Consider the following 19,464-nt stretch of genomic DNA (forward strand, 5'->3'; position numbering starts at 1 on the left):
GATGGTGATTCCATGGTAAATCGATTCGTATCAGTAAGACAAGTTGGAATGACGGTAGCGTTATTACTTGTGGCGATGTTAATCGTCATTCCACTTTTTCTTATTTTATTTTCTAGTGTATATGAAAATAGTAGTTGGAACTTTTTAAAGCCTTTTGAAGTGATGCAGAGTGGTGGATTAGCGGGGATTTTTCTAAATTCGATGCTTCTAGGTGTACTCGTTGTAATAGGTGCTACAATATTTGCATTTCCATTGGCATTTATTATGAGCAAAACAGATGTAGGAAAGTATAGTAAGTTAGATATTGTTTTTATGATTCCATTTATGACACCGCCGTATATTGGATCGATGGGCTGGATTTTGTTCATGCAACCTAACGGCTATTTTGAACAATTTTTCCCGATGCTAAAGACAGTTTCATCATCGTTTTTTAGTTTAGGAGGTATGGTATTAATTATGAGTCTGCATTTATTCCCATTCCTTTATTTCATGCTGAAAAATACGTTACTTCAGATTGGGAGTAGTAAAGAAGAAGCTGCAGCAGTTCATGGCGGAAGTTTTTTCTATCGTTTAAGAAAAATAATATTGCCGTTATTAGTATCAAGTTATGTAATGGGTGCTTTACTCATTTTCGTAAAGACGATTGCTGAATTTGGAACACCGGCTACATTCGGACGTAGAATAGGATTCCACGTGTTAACATCAGAAATCCATAAATTTATTTCGAGTTGGCCAATTGATTTTAGTAGTGCAACAGCATTATCTTCTTTATTACTTAGTGCTTGTATGCTCATTTGGTATATGCAAAATGTATTGAATCGAAAGTATTCATATGCAATAGTTAGTGGAAAAGGTGTGAAATCTAAAAGATATACTTTGTCTATATTTACGCGCGTTGTAGCATGGATGTATGTAATTGGTTTATTAATCGTATCAATTGGAATTCCATACTTTTCTATACTTATTGCTTCTTTTTCAAAATTAAGAGGCGGCGGTTTACATGTAAATAACTTTACAACAAGTCATTATGAAGCATTGTTTACAATGGGGTCTCCGGGATTAGAGGCTTTATGGAATAGTTTTCTTTTTTCACTCGTAACAGCGATTATTGCGGTAATGATTGGAGTCTTTTTGGCACTTATGATTCGAAAGGGGAAAAAAACCTCTGAAAAATGGCTTGATATGTGCGGTATGTTACCGAATATGGTACCAGGAATCGTTATGGTTGTAGGTCTTATTCTATTTTGGAATTCACCATATATGCCTATGTCAATTTACAATACACCAGTCATGGTTATCGTAACGTATGTTGTGCTGTTTTTACCTTACACGGTGCAATATGTAAAATCATCACTCGGACAAATTGATGATTCTCTCATGCAGGCAGGAAGTGTTTTTTCTGGAAATTATATTTATATTTTTAGAAAAATAATATTGCCTCTTATTATCCCAGGCATTCTTGCTGGATGGGCGATGACATTTACAATTTCGATAAGAGAGTTAGTAGCATCGCTTCTCGTATTACCTCCATCAGTAGAAACGTCAGCAACGTTTATTTTTGCTCAATTTGAACAGGGTGAAGTATCTATAGGCATGGCGATGGCCGTTGTTTCTGTTGGACTTACAACAATATGCTTATTACTGCTACAACATATGGAGCAAAAGCGAAAAGGGGTAGTATGATGAGGGTAGAAGTATGGGGAGGAGCAGGAGAGTACGGTCGCTCCTGCTATTTTGTAAAAAATAAAGAGACGAAAATAGTATTTGATTGTGGTATTAATCGATCTTATGAGGATGGTTATCCAAAAATAGAGAGAGAAGCTGCTCCATTTTTAGATGCGGTATTTTTATCACATATTCATGAAGATCATACGATGGGTTTACCTTTATTAGCGAAGTATGGATATAAGAAAAAAATTTGGACGACTCGTTATACGAAGGAGCAACTGCCGTTATATTATGAAAAATGGAGAAACTATAATGTGATGCAAGGGTGGAATTTACCTTATAGCGACCAACACATAAAAGATTTAAATTATGTATGTATTGATGAGATTAGCAATCCAAATGAATGGGTACAAATTACTCCTACATTGCGGTTTCAATGGGGATATAGTGGGCATGTATTAGGAGCTGTTTGGTTTTTAGTTGATATGTGTAATACATACGTATTTTATTCAGGCGACTATTCAGCAGAGTCTAATATACTACGAGCTAATTTACCTGAGAAATTGGGCCACAATATAAAAGTTGCAATTGTAGATGCCGCTTATCACACAGAGGATGTTTCGCAAAATGAAAGATTAGACAATCTATGTGCAGAAATTGAACGAGTTATGCAAAATAAAGGAATAGCATTATTACCGCTGCCACAACTTGGTAGGGCACAAGATATAGTATTGTATTTATATGAACGATATAAAGAATTTCCGCTTATAGTAGATAAAGAAATTTTGGCTGGATTTGAAGAGATGTTCGTATATAAAGATTGGATAAAAAATAATGAAGAACTTAAATGGGTTATGGAGAGTTTAAAAAGAAACATAATAGTGATGGATAATGATATTAGTATGCAAAATAGTTACGGAATAGTTGTAATGAGTGATGCGAATATGCAAACGAAACGAGCGCAGTTATATTATGAACAACTTCGGAATGAAAAACGGAATGCCGTTATTTTTACTGGGCATATTGCGAAAGGGAGTTTTGCAGAAAAAGTTATGAAAGAGCATGTAAGGAATACATGTAGGGTGAATCGAGTTGCGTATAAAGTTCACCAAAGTATAAGAGACGTTAAAGAGATGTTAAATACATTATTACCAGAACATACGGTGCTAGTGCACGCTTTGAAAGAGGATACGGATCGATTACAACAAAAGCTAAGTACAGCAGGATATGAAAATGTATATTCACTTGCAATGGAACGTATAGAAGTCATTTGAAATGTAAAGGGGATAGGTATATGAAAAAAGTATTTGTATTCGTAAGCATTTTCTTTTGTTGTTTCCTTTATAACGTTAAGGAAGGGTTTGCAGCTAGTCCAATGAAACCTAGTTTTGAAGTGAAGTTATTATTGAAGCCAGAACAAGTATTAGGTGATAACAAAGAGATGAAGCAAGAGGTACTAGAACATTTCCAGGCTGGTACAAAATATGAAAGAATACAAGTGCAATTTTTAGATACTGCGAATAAAAGTTTAAGCGAGGAAGGTTGGTTTGCTAGAATTCGAAAGAAAGAATTTAGTAAAGATTTTGAACTAACATATAAAAAAAGATATCCTATTCCAAATGGTGTAATTCAAGATGCACTAGAAGTAGCTAAAAAAGAAGGATTCGATAGTAATACGGATAGTTATGAGGCGGAAATAGATTGGGGATTTGAGAAGAAAACATTAAGCATTTCAAATAAGAAAAGTTACAGTGCTAAAGGATATGGAATACTTGATTTACCAAATAAACAAGCTGCTCAAAACATGTTAATAGAAAAATTACCAGGGAAAATGAACAAATGGTTGTATACAAATTGGGGAGAAGAGATGTTAAAGAATTCCCGTATTTACGGTCCTGTATTAATGAAACGATATACAGGAGAGTTTGAAAACATAAAAGCAAATATTGAAATTTGGCCATTAAGTAATACAGGAAAATTAGAAGATGACTTCGTAATAGAAGTGTCATTTAAAACAAATGAAGAAAGTATTGCGACAAAACAAAGGGAATTATTAATGGCGAGTTTAGAGAAAAAAGGCTGGTTGTTACCGAAAGATAGTTTGAAGACAGAGCTTATTTTTCAGTAAATAGTAAAAAGGAATCCATATGCCATGGATTCCTTTTTATATATGAGTATTAAGCTAAATCAACTGACACAAACATATCACTATTTTGAAGGTTTTTAGAGCGTAAACTATAAGCAACTACCTTCTTTTTATATTGTTTTACAACATCAACATGCTCTTCATGACTATAAATATAAAATGTAAAATCTTTTTTACCACGTTTTGCATTGATAATTAAAGGAGTGCCTTCATTATGGGGTGGTGCATAATAGCGATCTAAAAATAAACCTTCGTTAAAATCATGAATAATTTTTGATTTCTGTTCGCCTACTAAGTTATTTCCGTTCATTGTAACAGTCACATTCTCTTCTTCGAGTTGTGGATGTGTTTCAAAGCGACTAATAATGGATTCAATAACAGAGTTAGGAAGGCTAGAAACGATAATTTTAAATGCTCCAAATACAACTAACATTACAATAAACCAAGTCGTCATAGTATATCATCCCCTTTATTCTATTTAATAATATAACTCATATGGTAATAGTACATATGGTGAAGTTTTGTATAATTTGTGAAAAATATGCCATTTTCACGAACGAAATGTTAGAAAAATCAATTTTGTTACAAAAAGTTGAAATCGAAGTATTTTAAAAGAAAAAGGTTTATAATAAAAATATAACTAATAACCACATTACTAATTATAAGGAAGTGTAACTATGAGTACTGTAGCAATCGTATATGGTATTATTCTTTCCACAATTATTGTTTTGTTTTTTGTTGGGGTTTCACGTTATATTCATAAATGGAAAGAAGGCGTTGCGAAATTAAATCACATTGAAGAAGAACTTAGTGATTTAATGTTACATCATGGTAAGTAAACATTTATTTTTTAACTAAAAAATGTGAAGGATATCACAAAGCATGCTTTCCTAATGAAGGCATGTTTTTTTGTTGTTTAAGAAAAGAAGTGTTTTTGTATAAATAATCTAATTATTACTTAAAAAGGGAAATTTATTTAGTATAATATATAATATGTTTATTTTAGGGGGAGTATCATGAGGGGATTAAAAGTTGTTGGAATTATAGCTGGAATTACTATAGTAGGCTGTATAGCTTTCTTTTCAGTGAAGGAATATGTCAATTCCAAAGAAGACTCTAATTATGTGCTAAATTACATAAAAGAACATAAGGATGATAAAACAACTTCTTTAATTGTTAAAAGAAATGGTGAAACATTGACATCAATAAATGAAAAAGAAAAACTACCGCTAGCAAGTATGTCGAAAATCATTATAGCAATTGAATATGCTAAGCAAGTAGATGAAGGGAAAATAAGAAAAGACGAGCAAATTTCATTGAAAGAATTAGAAAAATACTATGTGAAAAATACTGATGGTGGTGCACACCCTGCATGGCTAGATGATGTAAAAGTTAAAGAGTTAGTGAAGGGTGGTCAAACTTCTTTAGAAGAAGTAGTGAAAGGAATGATCCATTATAGTTCGAATGCGAATGCATCATATTTATTAGACAAGCTTGGAGCAGCGCGGATAAATGAAAGTTTGAAAGAGTTAGGCTTAAATAGTCACGATGAATTTTATCCAACGTATACAGGGGCATTATATATGAGGGGCTATGTTGAAAAAGAACTGCATATTCCTCAAAATAAAGCATTGGACAAGCTACGTAATATGTCTAATGATGAATATGTTAAGCATGTATGGCAAATACATGAATGGATGAAAGACGAGAAAGAATGGACAAAACGCGAGATATCTTTAAAAGCCGATATGGACTTTCAGCGTATTTGGTCAGATCGGTTTATAGGTGCAAATGCGAAGGATTACATGAGTTTACTGGAAAAGATAAATAGCAGAAATTATTTTACACCACAAATGCAAGGTGAGATTGAGAATATATTTAAAGGAACCGTAGGAGAGGGTATGTTCGAATTTGCTGGACAGAAAGGTGGTTCTACTGCATTTGTATTAACAAATAGTTTCTATGGTACTGATAAAAAAGGGAATAAGATTGAGATTGTCTTTATGATGAACAATTTGAGTGAAAAAGCATTTGAAAAGCTTCTAAGTAATATGGATTACTTTATTCGAGATATTGTCATAAGTGAGAAATTCAGAAATAAATTATAATGAAATAATTTTATTATGTAAACAAAGGGGCACTTATGAAAAGTGCTTTTTTGTAATACAGGATTTTCCAATCTTATTATTGAATATAAATTGAAAATAAGAAAGGAGGTTGAAAAATGACAACAATATATTTCGTTCGCCATGCCCATTCTACATATACAAAAGAAGAACGGGAACGACCTTTATCTGAAAAAGGGCACTGTGATGCAGAGAATGTAACACATTTATTAAAAGATAAACATATTGATGTTGTTATTTCTAGTCCGTACAAAAGAGCAATCCAAACTGTACAAGGAATTGCGAATACATATAAATTATCAATACAAACAGAAGAAGATTTGCGTGAAAGATTATTGAGCACAGAGCCAGTATCAAATTTTAATGATGCTATGCAGAATGTGTGGGAAGATTGGAGTTTTGCATACGAAGGCGGAGAATCGAATGATATCGCACAAAGGCGCGCTGTAATATGTATGCAAAATATATTAAAACAATATGAAGGTAAGAATATTGTAATAGGTACGCATGGAAATATTATGGTATTACTCATGAATTATTTTAATTCGAAATATGATTTTGAGTTTTGGAAAACACTTCATATGCCTGATGTGTATAAATTAAATTTTGATAAAAATCGTTTCATTTCTGCTGAAAGAATAGAGAAAACAGGTCATCGGTTAAATATTTTGTAAAAGTTTATCAAAAAAAGAGGAAAGAGAGAAGTTATTGTAGAAGTATGACTTTGTAACATAAAAAATATATGTTAAAGGAGGCTGTTTACATGTTTGAGAAAGAGAAAGAAGGGCTTATTGAAGTTCAAAACGTATATGAAATTGCACCAGAAGATGGAACAATCATTGGTATGGCAACGGAAGAAGAAATGGAAATTGCTGCTGAACTAGAGTTACAGTACTATGCCCATTCTCGTTTGTTAGAAGCAAATATTCAGTTAGACGGTTCCTCCTACAAAGAGTTACTTCAGGAGTTCCAGGAGTACGAAAGAAAATCAATGAGCTTTTGGCGAGCGATACATAAACGTTTAGCTGTGCCATGGGCGTGGGTACTACGTATTGATGTTGCGAATGGCCCTATATATGTAAGTAATGGAAGTTCATATTACGAAGAAATCGATGATGAAGAAGATTATGAATAGATAAGTAAGGAAGCAGCTTTAGTTGCTTCCTTTTTTTATTTGTAAGAAATGAATCGCTTCAATAATAATATCTGGTCGATCATTTTCTATACCGTGACTAGCATGTTCGGCAAGAATATATTGGCTGTTAGTTGAGAGGTGTAATTGTTCGTGAATTAGTTCTTGCCACATTGCTTCAAGTTGTGTTGCTTCCTCTTTTGGCATGCCACCATTAGTCAATTGAGTAATAGAATATTGAGGATCTCTACCGATAACGATTAATGGTATTTCTAATGTTTTACATAGCTCTTTTAGTGAGAGAGCACAGTTTTTCCACTCCGATAGTTCAGAAGCTGTCGCTTTATATAATGAAGGCGAGGTAGAGAATTCAATTTGCTGTTTTGATTGATCGGTGAGAATAGGTTTTAGTTCGTTATAAAGTGTGTCTACATCCATTTTTGAATACATATTATATTTTTGAAACCAAACATCATCAGAATCAGTTTGATCAGAAATTGGTAAATGAAGTTCATCTAAACGGTGTAAGTTCATCGAAGTAGAATCAACTAAAATAAGTGCTTGCAGCTTATCTTCATGTAACATCGCAAAATGTTGTGCACATAATCCTCCATAGGAATGACCGATTAGAATAAATGGTTCTTGAATAGCTAGTTTGTTTAGTAACATATGTAGCTCTTTTGTAACTTGCCTTATTGTACGCGGCTGATTGCCTAAATCACTTTTTCCGTAACCTGGGCGATGGTATGAAACAACTGTAAAGTGCTCTGAAAGCTTTTCTATAATAGGAAACCAATCATAAAATGAGCAAGTCATTCCGGTTTGAATGACTACAGTTTGTTTACCATCTCCTTTTATATGTACTTCTATATTTTGCCCCATTATTTCTACAAATTTATGAATGTTAATTCCTCCTAAGCTTGAAATAATTTTTGAAAAGCAAAAACGATACACCAAACACCTATACCAAGTAGGACAGATGTACTAAGTGTAAATGAATTTTTTAAACCAATATAGACAATAAATAATAGTAGTGCTGATGCGGGGAATCCATATAATACCCCTAAAGCAAATTGACTCAATTCTTGTTTATTTCCGCCTTCGAATGAAATCCAAAATAAACTAAGTAAACTCACGAGAGGAAGGGCAGCAATAAAGCCACCTATCGTACTGTAATGTTTAGCGACTTCAGTGATAACGCCGATAATAAGTGCCGAAACGATTATTTTAACGAGGAAATGCATATTTTGCCTCCTTCGCTAATAAGGAAAATGCTTTTTCAATTAATTGTTGTTCTTCTGTTGATAACTGTGATTCTAATATTTTTATCTTTTCTTTATCTAGTAAAGTATGTTTTTCTAATACTTCAATTCCTTCAATTGTTAATGTAAGGTTTACCACTCTTTCATCTTTTTTATTTCTCTCTTTAACGATGAAACCCTTTTGAATAAGGCGTTTTATATGTTCAGATGCTGTGTTATGAGAAAGACTAAGCTCAGTAGCGACTTTTCCAATTGTTATATCTTTCTCACGAGAAACGATTTGTAAAATACGAATTGCTTGGTGGGAAAGGTTGTCCTCGTATTCGTATCGTAAGTGATAATAAATGCTCTCCCAATGTTGATTAATGTTGTACATAATAATAAATCTCCTTTTTATATCGTATAGTAAGATATATTCGTGATTTCAGAAATAAAACCCTTTTATTTGGATAAAAAATGTTGAAAAAGTTTATTTTTATTGAAATATAAGGTAATCTATGTGTAAAGGTATACATTTAGCAAGAGAGAGGATGATAGCTGTGAATACATTCAAATGGATTAGTCATGAACAGATGTATGTAGATGAAATACATGTTGAAAAATGTGGTCCTCTTTCAGTCGGCGTATATGGGGGAAATCAAGAGAGTGATGCATATGAACGAGGAGATGCGGTGCTGGCTTGGTGGGATCCTGAATTACAATTTGAATTTGTTATGATTTTTGATACACATCACAAAACAAAAAATATAGATTATATAATAGAAGCGATTTCGGAAAGAAAAGAAAAACTAAAAGAGTTATTCTCATATCCAATACATTTAGCTTTCCATCATACACATATGTACTTATTAGCGTTATTTACAGATGAGTTATTTATTAAAAAGTGTGATCAAGATGATGAGGAACTCGCTTGCTTAATTTGTTTACGAAAAGGCGAATTTTTATATTGGTTATCAGTTGGTGATTGTTTCGCGTATTTATTCCATTCTGAGAAAACGAAAAATGGAAAAGGACGATTAAATAAACGGAAGAATTACGAATATATTGGCAGGAAAAATATTTTTGCAGCAAATACACCTTGCTTTACGTCAGGTGTAAGAGGATTAGAAAAAGGAATGAATCACATTGTAATGGCAACGGACGGTATTTTAGAGTGTGACAAACGAAGGTTTGATGATGATCAATCTTTAGTAGAAATATTACACGACGGAAATAGCTTGCAGATTGAGCCCGTATTAACAAATGTACTGCAGTGGAAAGGTAGAGACTGTGCCACGATTATTGGATGGTCTATTGATACTGATAATAAACAATGTGCTAATTAATATAAAAGGAGTTCAAGGTTTTTATCCTTGAACTCCTTTTTGTTAAGCAATATGGATGTGATATGTTTTTAACCATTCATTTACTTGTAGCATATACTCCATGGCACTTCTTGCTTCAAAATTGTTAATCTCTTTATTACTTTGATCAGCAATTGAAAGTAAGATAGAATGGTTAATAAGTGAGAAAATAGGATTGTTTTTATTGCTACACATATCAAGTGTTAAATTACGGATTGTTTGTAAGTAGTGTGGATCTTGTGAAGTTGGATAAGCGCTTTTTCTTCTATTACGTACATCGTCAGGTAAAGCTGGTTGTAGTGCTCTACGTAAAATGCCTTTTTCAATATTATCAATACTTTTTATGTTGAAAGGAACATTCCATAAATATTCAACTAATCTATAATCGCAAAACGGTACACGAACTTCAAATCCAACAGCCATACTCATACGATCTTTACGGTCAAGTAAGAAAGGAAGGAATCTTGTTAAAAATAAATAAAACATTTGGCGTTGTTTCGCGGATTTTTTACTTTCCCCTTCAAGAGTAGGTACTTCAAGTATCGCTTCTTGGAATCGTGTATCAATATAGTTTTCTAGATTACATTGGTTACTTACTTCATTTAGTAGAAGAGGAGATGTATTTTTCCAATTTGTTAGCCAAGGAAACTTATCTACATATAGTAATTCTTCTTGATGAAACCAAGGGTATCCACCGAATACTTCATCAGCCGATTCACCGGATAAAGCTACGGTCGCATCTTTTTTCATTTCGCAAAATAGTAAATATAGTGAAGTTTCCATTTCACCAGCACTCGGTAAATCTTTCGCATGAAGGGGAACGAATAAGTGATTTGCTAATTCTTCAGCATTCACAATAATATCATGATGCGCTGTCCCTACATGTTCAGAAACGCGTTTTACCCAAGGAGCGTCTAAACCAGTGCGAGCAAATGTCAGCTCGAAATCTTTTGCACTATTTACAAAGTCAACGGAATACGTATGAAGTGTTTTATTTTCCGCAGCAAATTCTTTACCCGCAAGTGCAGTAATACCGCTAGAGTCTAATCCGCCTGATAACATACAAACGAGAGGAACATCGGCAATTAATTGTCTTTTTACTGTATCTTGTAAAATAGATAAAATATGCGAAGATGTATCTTCTATAGAGTCTGTATGGAACTTACTTTCTAAATTCCAATACTTCGTAACTACTTTTTTATGACGTGTAAATGTTATAGAATGTCCAGCACGTACTTCTTGAATATGTTTAAAGACGCCACATCCTGGAGTGCGAAATAAGCCTAATCCAAATATTTCATTTATTCCACCCGCATCAAGTTCAGCAGGGACAGATGGATGCGCTAATAATGCTTTAATTTCAGAGCCGAAAATAATACTGTCATTTCTTTCTGTGTAAAAGAGTGGTTTTACACCTAAATGATCTCGTGCTAAAAACAATTGTTGCTTCTGATCATCCCATAAGGCAAAAGCGAAAATTCCGTTTAAATATCGCACGCAGTCTTCTTTCCATTCTAAATAAGCATGTAGTAATACTTCTGTATCTGAATGGGTTTCAAATGCATGCCCACATTTTTGAAGCTGCTCTTTAAGTTCACGGAAATTATAAATTTCTCCATTATAGGTAAGAGCATACGTATAATCACCAGCACGGAATGTCTTCGGCTGTGTCCCGCCTTCTGGATCAATTACAATTAAACGCCGGTGTGCAAAGGCCGCATGAGGTGAAAACCAAAATCCTTCAGCATCTGGACCACGATGCTCAATACTATTTGCCATCTTTTTTAAAATAACATGTTGATTTGAAAGGTCTTCCTTCCAATCTACCCAACCTGTAATTCCACACATACACATCTCATCTCCTAAATTAAAATAGTAGATTAACGAAATAAAATGTACACTAAGTTAAAAAGTGACTATATAAATAGTGTACTACATGAATTAAATTACAGACTTGAGAAAATTTTCTTTGAACGCATAGTTATGTGAGACAATGGCTAAGGGAAAGTATTCCATTACATACAAAAAATAAAAAGATGAGAGAAAAAATTTTCTCAGACGTTATATAGGGTGTAAAAGCTTTTACAAAACAATAAGGGGAATCGCTACATGAAATCAAATGAGAAAAATTTTATAAAAAGATTACAGCGGCAAAAAGAAGACGCGTTAGAATTTGTTGTCGATACATACTTACCACTCATAAAGGGGATCACGCATAAAGTTCTACTTCCCATTCAAAATGATGGACTCATAGAGGAATGTATAAACGATATATTTCTTTCCATTTGGAATAACGCAAATAAATTTCATGGAGAGCCGAGTGATTTTAAAAAGTGGATTGCAGCTATTGCAAAGTTTAAAGCAATTGATTATTACCGGAAATCGACTAAAACGGTAGAAATCATTTCAGATGAGTTTCATATCAGTACAGAAAAATCAGCAGAAGACGAATTAATCGTTATGGAAGATAGGGAAGAATTATTGAAGCTCATTAATCAATTAGAACCGCTAGATCAAAAGGTGTTCATTATGAAATATTTACTTGGTATGAAGACAGAGGAAATAGGTGACAAGTTAGGATTAACTCGGGCAGCAATTGATAATCGAGTGTACCGTGGGAAAAAGAAACTACAACAAAATGCTACGAATATTAGTTTTGGAGGTAGTGCAATATGAAAGACATTTATGAACTATTAAATGATATTGATATAGACGAAAAAGAACTAGAAGAAATTGAGGCTTCTGAAATTGAAAAGGAAAAAGTAAAACGAAATGTAAAACAATCGATACGTACGAAGAAAAAGATGAAAAGTTGGAAAAAAGGTGTGGCTGCTGCATCTATTTTAGTAGGATTATCAGTTGCAACACTCGGTATCGGATTTCCTACATATGCGGGGGGATTGCCAATTGTAGGGGACATATTCCGATTTTTAGATAATGGTAGAACAGGGTTATATGAAAATTATAAAGAGTTTTCGACTGAGTTGAATATGACAAGGGAGAGTAATGGGGTTAAGGTTACAATTAATGATGCTGTGTTCGATGGTAGAACAATCACAATCACATACTCTATTGAGAGTGATAAAGATTTAGGTGAGAAGCCAAATATATTTGGATATCCGCAGGTGATGGGGTTTAATGGCGGGGGAGGAAGCTCTCAAGTAACAAAAGTTGGAGAGAAAAAGTACGTAGGTATGACTACGATGAGTGGTAATAGTAGTAAAAGGTTAGATGTTGCAAACGTTTGGTGGAATATGGAAGAGATTGAGTTGGATTATAAAGGTAATTCAATTAAGGGGAATTGGAACTTCGCACTTAGTTTAAAAGCAATGGAGAGTAAAGAAGTAAAGGTTAATAGGGTTTCTGAAAATGAATTAATAAAAGTAAATATAGACAAAATGGAAGTAACTCCGATGTCATTTATCGTTTTTTTCAATCAGGAAGAATCTAAAGTATTAAGAAGTATATGGGATAGCGCTGATGTGGAATTAGAAATAAAAGATGATTTAGGAAATAAATATGCTGGTGAAGGAAATGGCGGAACTAGTACAGTAGCCGAACCGCACAAAAGTAGTTGGAGTTCTACATTCCAAAAGTTAAACGAAAATGCAACAAAGCTTATCGTTACACCTCGTGTGCACTTGCGAGTACATACACCTGAAAATCATGGTGGAGTAGAGTATGTGAATGGGAAAGAGAAGAAAATAGAAGTGCCGAAAAAAGAAGCGAAGAGTAAAGATATTGTGTTAGATGATATTGTCATTGATTTAAAGAAATAAAAGAGAGACTGCCTAAAACCATTTAGGCAGTCTCTTTTTCGTTAAGAACTAGTAACGAGTAGTGCATGCGGATGCTGCGTTTTATATTCATCTTTCCACGGAATGTTTAGTTGTTCCCATGATTCGCCGCTATCATTGGATTGAAAGACGCCATTGTTATTTAACGTGTAGAACGTATGTGGTTCGGCTTCGTTTGTAGCAAACATCGAAATGACTGTACCGATTGCAGATGGTAGTCCTTGTTGTACTTGCTGGAACGGAGTATCTTTCGTTTTTCGATAAATATAAGATTCATAAGGGATACGGTGATGAGCCAGATCAGCACTCGGTGCAGCTGAAACGAGAATCGTATTGCAATCAGCTGGATCAATTGCCATGCTGTATAAATAATGATGTTCAAGTCCTTCACTACATGAGATCCAGCTGTTTCCATTGTTATAACTTTCAAGATAAGCACGATCAGGTCCGCCCATAAATCCGTCACCACATGATGCATAAAGACGATTTGGTGCTTCAGGGTGCATAAGTAATTGATGAGCATCGATAGGAGCACCGAATTTTTTATCAATCCATGTATGCCCTTTATCATTACTTTGAATAACAGCACCAGCTTCGATTGAAACGTGTATTGTATTAGGGTTGTTTGGATCAACTGTAATCCAGCGTACGTGATGGGTAAAAGGTCTAGGCGGGAAAGCCCACGTATAAGAAGATAATAATGATTTCATATTTTTAAGTTCAGTCCACGTTTCACCACCATTTTCAGAGCGAAATAAAGCGCTCGGTTCTGTGCCGACATAAACGACCCCATATCCGTTCACTTGTTCATTTGAGCTTATTGTTATGGAAGTGATAGAGGAGTGTAAAATACCATCTTCTTTAGGGAAATCAAAGTAACGATAAGAATCTCCAATTGGTCTCCATGAATCCCCGCTATCGTCGCTTAACCATAGACCTCGTCCGAATGTTCCGCAATATACACGGTTTGGGCGGAACGGATCAACAGCGATACAGGTAGGTTGCATATTTTGTAAGTGGTAAGTCGTTTCATAGTTATCATATTGTTCTTTCACTACAACAAGTTCACGTTCCATACAGAGAAATAAACGTTTCATTTTAGTAACCTCCTTAAAAAGTCTTTCATTAGTAAACAATATGAAAATAAAAAAGAAGTAGTCTTGTTTTTATTTGAGAAAAAGGGATTGTCTAAAAAGTAGCGAAGTGTGTATACAGAGGAAGCGGGCGTTTACAATCAGTTGATTCGGGATAAAGATGGGGAGTTTGTTTCATACTAACATACAGATATTGTACTTAAAGGAGTATAAGTATGGGACATTCGCATGATCATGGTCATTCAAAAAATAAAAAGGCATTACTAATTGCCTTCCTACTAACAACAAGTTTTATGATTGCAGAAGTTGTTGGTGGATTTGTAACAAATAGCTTAGCACTACTATCTGACGCGGGGCATATGCTAAGTGATGCAGTATCTTTAGCTTTAAGTTTACTTGCGTTTAAGCTCGGAGAAAAAACAGCAACAACTGCGAAAACATACGGGTATAAGCGAGTCGAAATGTTAGCAGCATTATGTAACGGTGTCGTTCTTATTGTCATTTCGGTATACATTTTTATTGAAGCAATCCGTCGTTTTAAAGAACCAGTTGAGATTGCTAGTAATGGGATGCTCATTATTGCAGTCCTTGGTCTGCTTATTAATATTTTATCAGCTTGGATATTAATGAGAGGCGGAGATGTGAAAGGTAATTTGAATTTAAGAAGTGCTTTCCTGCACGTACTAGGCGATCTATTGGGTTCCGTCGGAGCGATCATTGCTGCGTTACTTATTAAATTTTTCGGATGGACTGCTGCAGATGCGATTGCTAGTATTCTTGTGTCTATTTTAGTCATTATTAGTGGATGGCGTGTAACACGTGATACGGTTCATATATTAATGGAAGGTGCACCACAGCACATAAATGTTGAAGAGGTAAAAAGTACGTTATTAAATATTCCGATTGTCAAAGAAGTTCATGATTTGCACATATGGTCTGTCACATCAGATTTTCAAGTATTAACATGTCATCTTATTATTAAAGGGAATGAAACGCAAAGTGTATTAAAAGAGGCTACGTATGTATTAAAGGAGAAGTTTCATGTAGAACATGTCACCATTCAAGTAGAAATAGATGGTGAATTTCATCACGATGAGACAACTTGCAAAGTATGAAAGAAAAAGGATAAGAAAAAGTGTCATAACATTTTTCGCACGGCATACATATATATAATGTGGCCACAAATACTTTGCAAGGTAAATATTTCATGAAATTACTTTACTTATAAAGAGTCATCTTTTATAATCAAAAGTGGTAATTGATAAAGATTATCATTTTCAATGATCGTAGAAAGGAGTTTTTTAAAAGATGAGTAGTCAACTCCGTTTTGCTGTTGAAAATCGTAAGAGGCATTTAATTGATGAGTTAATTGGAGCAGGTGTGTTTAAGATTCGCGACCGACAATTATACGAGCTGTCTTTAGAGGAATTGGAAAAAGAGTACGAAGATATGGAAGATTATGCAAATGTTCAGGCATAGCTATATAGATTAGTCAAAGGAGAGCTGGTTACGATTTTGTGTAACCAGCTCTCCTTTTATTTCGTAGAAATTATTTTTTGTATTTCTTTCATGGGACGGAGCCAGTTTTGGGTCATTAATTGTTCCATTTGTTTTTCGTCCTGCTTCTGTAATGCTTGAATGATAGAGTGATGTTCTTCAATAGATTGACTTGCTGGAACAAAGTTTTGGAAAAACAAATATTCAAGACGTAAAACGTGAAGTTGCATATTTTCTAGAAAGGGTTCAATATATTGGTTTTTAGCAATAGAAGAAATTGTATTGTGGAATTGTATATCTAATTTTAAAGCTTGTTTTGCGTTTTTTTTCTCTATAGAGTGCTGAAAATGATCATTTATTTCAGAAAGTAGTTGAATATCAGCGTCTGTAATGTTTTGAAGAGCTTGCTTTCCTATAATAGAGTGAAGACCAGCCATCGTTTCATAAATGATAGATACGTCGTCTAACTTAATAGGAGCAATTTTCGTTTTTTGTCCTGGTACCATTTCCACTAATCCAGAAAGCTCTAATATTTGAAGTGCTTCTCTTACAGGTGTTCTGCTTACTCCGAGTGCCTCAGCCAATTCCCCATCATTAATTTTTTCATTGGGCTTCAGTACACCTTCAATAATCCAATTTTGTAGTTGATTTAAAACGAGTGATTTTGCTGAAATTCTTCCTGGTTTTTTATAATTTTGAGGGACAGGCATAGTGAATTCAATCCTTTCATTGTATATTTTCCTTTTTTGCATGAACAAGCTTTAATTTTTGTTTCCCTTCATCCGGTTTTTGGCTTAAGATGAGCACCATTACAATGACACAAAAAGCGCCTAATAACTGAAAAGATTGAAATGGCACGTGCAATATAAGTACAGAAGAAATAATAGCTGCGAGTGGTTCTGTGCAACCAAATAATGTTGTTTCTTTCGGAGTCAGGTATCGTATGCTGTCTAAGTATAAATAAAAGGCAATAAGTGTCCCGAAAATGACGACAAATGTGATGAGCGGTAGGGTACTTAGTTTTACATATTTCATAGTTGATAATAAAATGAATTCGTTTGTAGAAATAAAGTGTACAATCGTTACACCAATACCCCCAATAATCATGCCCCATCCAACGATAACGGAGGAAGACCATTTTTCTAACAATTCCTTTGAATATAAACTATAAAAAGCGAGAGATAATCCAGATAAAATACCCCAAATAATAGCTGGTGTAGAAACAGCCAAGTTATGAACAGACCCGTTTGTTAGTAAGAGAAAAGTGCCTACTAATGAAAGGGTAATTGAAATGAAATCAATTTTTGATGGACGAACGTTCCATTTGAAAAGTAAGTATACAGTGATGAATATAGGAGCTAAATATTGTAATAATGTTGCCACGGCAGCATTTCCTTCTTTAATTGAAGCGAAATACGTATACTGTACAGCAAGCATACCGAATAGACCAAACAAAATCATTTTAATAGCATCAGATTTTTGTTTCCAAATGCCAAATATCTCTTTTTTTCTCGTTCCGAATGAGGAAATAATGAGTAAAATAATTCCAGATATAAGTAAACGGATCGTAACTAACCATTCGGTTGAAACATTGTCATATTGAAAAAGCTGTTGTGCAGCTGTACCAGACAAGCCCCATAAACAAGCACCGATTATGACCATTATAATTCCTTTTAATCGATTTGAATCCATATGATTTAAAATTCTCCTTTCTAAAAATATAAATTGAATACAATATGCAATATATCACAGAATAACTCGTTAATAAACTGAAATTTCTAATTTTATTTTTTTTATGTATAGTAAAATATTGTAGAGGAGGGGGAGTATATGTTAGCTGGATTTTTAGTTTGTTTATTTGTTGGGTTACTTATCATTTTTTTAGGGTATCAAATACATGTGAAAAAGAGGTTGTTTTTATTAGCAGGATATCAAGAAGAAACGTTTGTTGGAGATAAAAATAAATTAGCGAAGCTTTCAGGAGCATTTTCTTATATAGTTGGAGTTGCTACTATAATATTACCGCTTGGCTTGGAAAAAATAGGGGATGTAGTTGGTATCGTATATGCTATATTAATTGTTTTAGGTACAATTGTATTTATAATTAAAGCAAACCTATTAAATAAGAGTGCTATAAAGTAAAAAGGCTTCATTCTACTGAAGCCTTTTATTAATTATTATGAAGTATAAGTAAAAGCCGGAATAGGATCAATAAATGTATTCCACTTTTGTCCCATTTCCTTTTCTGTTAATAGACAATCATCTAATGATTGTTCAATCACAGAACGATTCATATCAATACCGATAAATACGAGCTCAGTTATTCGATCTCCATATCGCTCGTCCCAGTTTTTTAATACTTCTGGTTCTTCTGCAATCATTTGATTTCTTTCAGTTTCAGGTAATGCGGCTATCCATTCACCGGCTCCTTGAATTGTAATAGAGGAACCTGCTTGAGATAGAAGCCCTATCATATTATTACGAGATGCGAGCCAGAAGAATCCTTTCGCTCTTACAACATCTAAAGGCCATTTTTCTAGCCAATTCATAAGGCGCTCGGGATGGAAAGGATATTTGCGACGGTAAACAAAGGAATTGATACTGTATTCTTCCGTTTCCGGTGTATGATGTTCACTATTTAATTCTTGTATCCAGCCGGCCGATTGACTAGCTTCTTCATAATTAAATAGATTTGTGTTTAAAATTTCTTGTAATGGTACTTTGCTAAACGAAGCTTCAAGAATTTTTGCATTAGGATTTAATTTTTTTAGTAAATGATGAAGCTCTATCACATCTTCTTTTTCTAGCAAATCTATTTTATTAAGAATAATTACGTTTGCAAACTCAATTTGATCTATTAATAAATCAATAACTTCCCGGGTATCATTCTCATCGATTGCTTGTTTTCGGTCTAATAAACTTTCTCCGTCTGCAAAATCATCCCAAAACCTATTTGCATCTACAACTGTAACCATCGTATCGAGGCGACAATTTTTTGTTAAATCAATGTTAAGAACTTCGTCTGTATAAGTAAATGTTTGAGCAACTGGAATAGGCTCACTTATACCAGAAGATTCAATAATAATATAGTCAATATCACCATTTTCAACAAGACGATTCACTTCTATCATTAAATCTTCTCGTAGTGTACAACAAATACAGCCATTTTGAATTTCTACTAGTTTTTCCTCCGTACGTGAAAAACCACCCTTTTTTATAAGAGATGCATCAATGTTTACTTCGCTCATGTCATTAACGATGACAGCTACTTTTAAGTTATTCTTATTAGTCAAAATGTGATGTAGTAAGGTAGTTTTTCCAGATCCTAAAAAACCACTTAATACAGTGATAGGTACTTTTTTCATGAAATGATCTCCCCTTTAAATCGTAATGATTACG

At 33.9% G+C, this 19,464-nt stretch carries 23 protein-coding genes; 14 read left to right on the top strand and 9 right to left on the bottom strand.

Annotation, left to right across the window (positions count from 1 at the left end; all coding sequences use genetic code 11):
• Positions 1-12: 12 nt before the first annotated feature.
• The 3 genes from ACTFN4_RS09415 to ACTFN4_RS09425 are packed head-to-tail and all read left to right on the top strand — an operon-like array spanning position 13 to position 3,796.
• Positions 13-1,683: an ABC transporter permease gene (locus ACTFN4_RS09415; RefSeq protein ID WP_000248165.1), complete on the top strand. Its 1,671-nt coding sequence runs from the start codon at positions 13-15 to the stop codon at positions 1,681-1,683.
• Positions 1,680-2,942, top strand: coding sequence for an MBL fold metallo-hydrolase (locus tag ACTFN4_RS09420; protein WP_033689189.1), 1,263 nt, complete (start codon positions 1,680-1,682; stop codon positions 2,940-2,942). The genes ACTFN4_RS09415 and ACTFN4_RS09420 overlap by 4 nt, the downstream gene beginning before the upstream one ends.
• Positions 2,943-2,962: 20 nt before the next feature.
• On the top strand, positions 2,963-3,796 hold the full coding sequence (locus ACTFN4_RS09425) for a hypothetical protein (protein ID WP_000755315.1): 834 nt from the start codon (positions 2,963-2,965) through the stop codon (positions 3,794-3,796).
• Between the two features lie 49 nt (positions 3,797-3,845).
• On the opposite strand, the gene ACTFN4_RS09430 is transcribed toward ACTFN4_RS09425, so the two are convergent.
• Positions 3,846-4,268: a YfmQ family protein gene (locus tag ACTFN4_RS09430; RefSeq protein ID WP_439962234.1), complete on the bottom strand. Its 423-nt coding sequence runs from the start codon at positions 4,266-4,268 to the stop codon at positions 3,846-3,848.
• A 41-nt stretch (positions 4,269-4,309) separates the two neighbouring features.
• Here ACTFN4_RS09430 and ACTFN4_RS09435 point away from each other — a divergent pair, with 41 nt between their 5' ends.
• From ACTFN4_RS09435 to ACTFN4_RS09455, 5 genes are all read left to right on the top strand, one after another.
• On the top strand, positions 4,310-4,426 hold the full coding sequence (locus tag ACTFN4_RS09435) for a hypothetical protein (protein WP_001987133.1): 117 nt from the start codon (positions 4,310-4,312) through the stop codon (positions 4,424-4,426).
• 65 nt (positions 4,427-4,491) lie between these two features.
• On the top strand, positions 4,492-4,653 hold the full coding sequence (locus ACTFN4_RS09440) for a hypothetical protein (protein ID WP_000108701.1): 162 nt from the start codon (positions 4,492-4,494) through the stop codon (positions 4,651-4,653).
• Positions 4,654-4,830: 177 nt separating this feature from the next.
• The gene (locus ACTFN4_RS09445; RefSeq protein WP_439962235.1) at positions 4,831-5,922 is read left to right on the top strand and encodes a serine hydrolase; all 1,092 of its coding nucleotides are present in this window, start codon (positions 4,831-4,833) and stop codon (positions 5,920-5,922) included.
• A gap of 116 nt (positions 5,923-6,038) precedes the next feature.
• Positions 6,039-6,614, top strand: a complete 576-nt coding sequence (locus tag ACTFN4_RS09450) for a histidine phosphatase family protein (RefSeq protein WP_000208265.1) — start codon at positions 6,039-6,041, stop codon at positions 6,612-6,614.
• Between the two features lie 89 nt (positions 6,615-6,703).
• The gene (locus ACTFN4_RS09455) at positions 6,704-7,075 is read left to right on the top strand and encodes a hypothetical protein (protein ID WP_000461779.1); all 372 of its coding nucleotides are present in this window, start codon (positions 6,704-6,706) and stop codon (positions 7,073-7,075) included.
• Positions 7,076-7,093: 18 nt separating this feature from the next.
• Here ACTFN4_RS09455 and ACTFN4_RS09460 read toward each other — a convergent pair whose 3' ends face one another.
• From ACTFN4_RS09460 to ACTFN4_RS09470, 3 genes are read right to left on the bottom strand one after another with little or no spacing between them, the layout of a single operon-like run.
• Positions 7,094-8,026: an alpha/beta fold hydrolase gene (locus ACTFN4_RS09460; RefSeq protein ID WP_439962313.1), complete on the bottom strand. Its 933-nt coding sequence runs from the start codon at positions 8,024-8,026 to the stop codon at positions 7,094-7,096.
• Entirely contained in the window at positions 7,987-8,316 is a 330-nt protein-coding gene (locus ACTFN4_RS09465) for a DUF3147 family protein (RefSeq protein WP_439962236.1), read from the bottom strand. Before ACTFN4_RS09465 ends, ACTFN4_RS09460 begins: the two co-directional genes overlap by 40 nt.
• Positions 8,300-8,710: a MarR family winged helix-turn-helix transcriptional regulator gene (locus ACTFN4_RS09470; protein WP_000282376.1), complete on the bottom strand. Its 411-nt coding sequence runs from the start codon at positions 8,708-8,710 to the stop codon at positions 8,300-8,302. Before ACTFN4_RS09470 ends, ACTFN4_RS09465 begins: the two co-directional genes overlap by 17 nt.
• A gap of 121 nt (positions 8,711-8,831) precedes the next feature.
• Between ACTFN4_RS09470 and ACTFN4_RS09475 the strand changes: the two genes are divergently transcribed.
• A complete protein-coding gene (locus ACTFN4_RS09475; protein WP_002040904.1) occupies positions 8,832-9,659 on the top strand; it encodes a protein phosphatase 2C domain-containing protein in 828 nt (275 codons plus the stop codon).
• A 42-nt stretch (positions 9,660-9,701) separates the two neighbouring features.
• Here the strand turns inward: ACTFN4_RS09475 and asnB are convergent, their stop codons facing one another.
• Positions 9,702-11,525: an asparagine synthase (glutamine-hydrolyzing) gene (gene asnB, locus ACTFN4_RS09480; RefSeq protein ID WP_000333931.1), complete on the bottom strand. Its 1,824-nt coding sequence runs from the start codon at positions 11,523-11,525 to the stop codon at positions 9,702-9,704.
• Positions 11,526-11,786: 261 nt separating this feature from the next.
• On the opposite strand from asnB, the gene ACTFN4_RS09485 reads away from it, so the two are divergent.
• Together ACTFN4_RS09485 and ACTFN4_RS09490 are read left to right on the top strand one after the other, a co-directional pair.
• The gene (locus ACTFN4_RS09485) at positions 11,787-12,353 is read left to right on the top strand and encodes a sigma-70 family RNA polymerase sigma factor (RefSeq protein ID WP_000840007.1); all 567 of its coding nucleotides are present in this window, start codon (positions 11,787-11,789) and stop codon (positions 12,351-12,353) included.
• Positions 12,350-13,456 carry a DUF4179 domain-containing protein gene (locus ACTFN4_RS09490; protein WP_044306863.1) on the top strand — a complete coding sequence of 369 codons (1,107 nt, stop codon included), beginning with the start codon at positions 12,350-12,352 and terminating at the stop codon, positions 13,454-13,456. The genes ACTFN4_RS09485 and ACTFN4_RS09490 overlap by 4 nt, the downstream gene beginning before the upstream one ends.
• A 41-nt stretch (positions 13,457-13,497) precedes the next feature.
• On the opposite strand, the gene ACTFN4_RS09495 is transcribed toward ACTFN4_RS09490, so the two are convergent.
• Positions 13,498-14,571: a WD40/YVTN/BNR-like repeat-containing protein gene (locus tag ACTFN4_RS09495; protein WP_000825323.1), complete on the bottom strand. Its 1,074-nt coding sequence runs from the start codon at positions 14,569-14,571 to the stop codon at positions 13,498-13,500.
• 212 nt (positions 14,572-14,783) lie between these two features.
• On the opposite strand from ACTFN4_RS09495, the gene ACTFN4_RS09500 reads away from it, so the two are divergent.
• Positions 14,784-15,683 (top strand): cation diffusion facilitator family transporter, encoded by a 900-nt coding sequence (locus ACTFN4_RS09500; RefSeq protein ID WP_000510034.1) that lies wholly within the window; start codon positions 14,784-14,786, stop codon positions 15,681-15,683.
• A gap of 193 nt (positions 15,684-15,876) precedes the next feature.
• Positions 15,877-16,047: a Fur-regulated basic protein FbpA gene (fbpA, locus tag ACTFN4_RS09505; RefSeq protein ID WP_000098303.1), complete on the top strand. Its 171-nt coding sequence runs from the start codon at positions 15,877-15,879 to the stop codon at positions 16,045-16,047.
• A gap of 56 nt (positions 16,048-16,103) precedes the next feature.
• On the opposite strand, the gene ACTFN4_RS09510 is transcribed toward fbpA, so the two are convergent.
• Both ACTFN4_RS09510 and ACTFN4_RS09515 read right to left on the bottom strand, forming a co-directional pair.
• Positions 16,104-16,775, bottom strand: coding sequence for a GntR family transcriptional regulator (locus tag ACTFN4_RS09510; protein WP_025709161.1), 672 nt, complete (start codon positions 16,773-16,775; stop codon positions 16,104-16,106).
• A gap of 16 nt (positions 16,776-16,791) precedes the next feature.
• Positions 16,792-17,757: a DMT family transporter gene (locus tag ACTFN4_RS09515; RefSeq protein WP_000378080.1), complete on the bottom strand. Its 966-nt coding sequence runs from the start codon at positions 17,755-17,757 to the stop codon at positions 16,792-16,794.
• A 138-nt stretch (positions 17,758-17,895) separates the two neighbouring features.
• Between ACTFN4_RS09515 and ACTFN4_RS09520 the strand changes: the two genes are divergently transcribed.
• The gene (locus ACTFN4_RS09520; RefSeq protein WP_000879373.1) at positions 17,896-18,207 is read left to right on the top strand and encodes a DUF3784 domain-containing protein; all 312 of its coding nucleotides are present in this window, start codon (positions 17,896-17,898) and stop codon (positions 18,205-18,207) included.
• A gap of 35 nt (positions 18,208-18,242) precedes the next feature.
• Here the strand turns inward: ACTFN4_RS09520 and ACTFN4_RS09525 are convergent, their stop codons facing one another.
• Positions 18,243-19,430, bottom strand: a complete 1,188-nt coding sequence (locus ACTFN4_RS09525) for a GTP-binding protein (protein ID WP_000757668.1) — start codon at positions 19,428-19,430, stop codon at positions 18,243-18,245.
• Between the last annotated feature and the right edge of the window lie 34 nt (positions 19,431-19,464).

Source organism: Bacillus cereus group sp. MYBK95-2 (genome assembly GCF_051915225.1).
GTDB lineage: Bacteria > Bacillota > Bacilli > Bacillales > Bacillaceae_G > Bacillus_A > Bacillus_A cereus.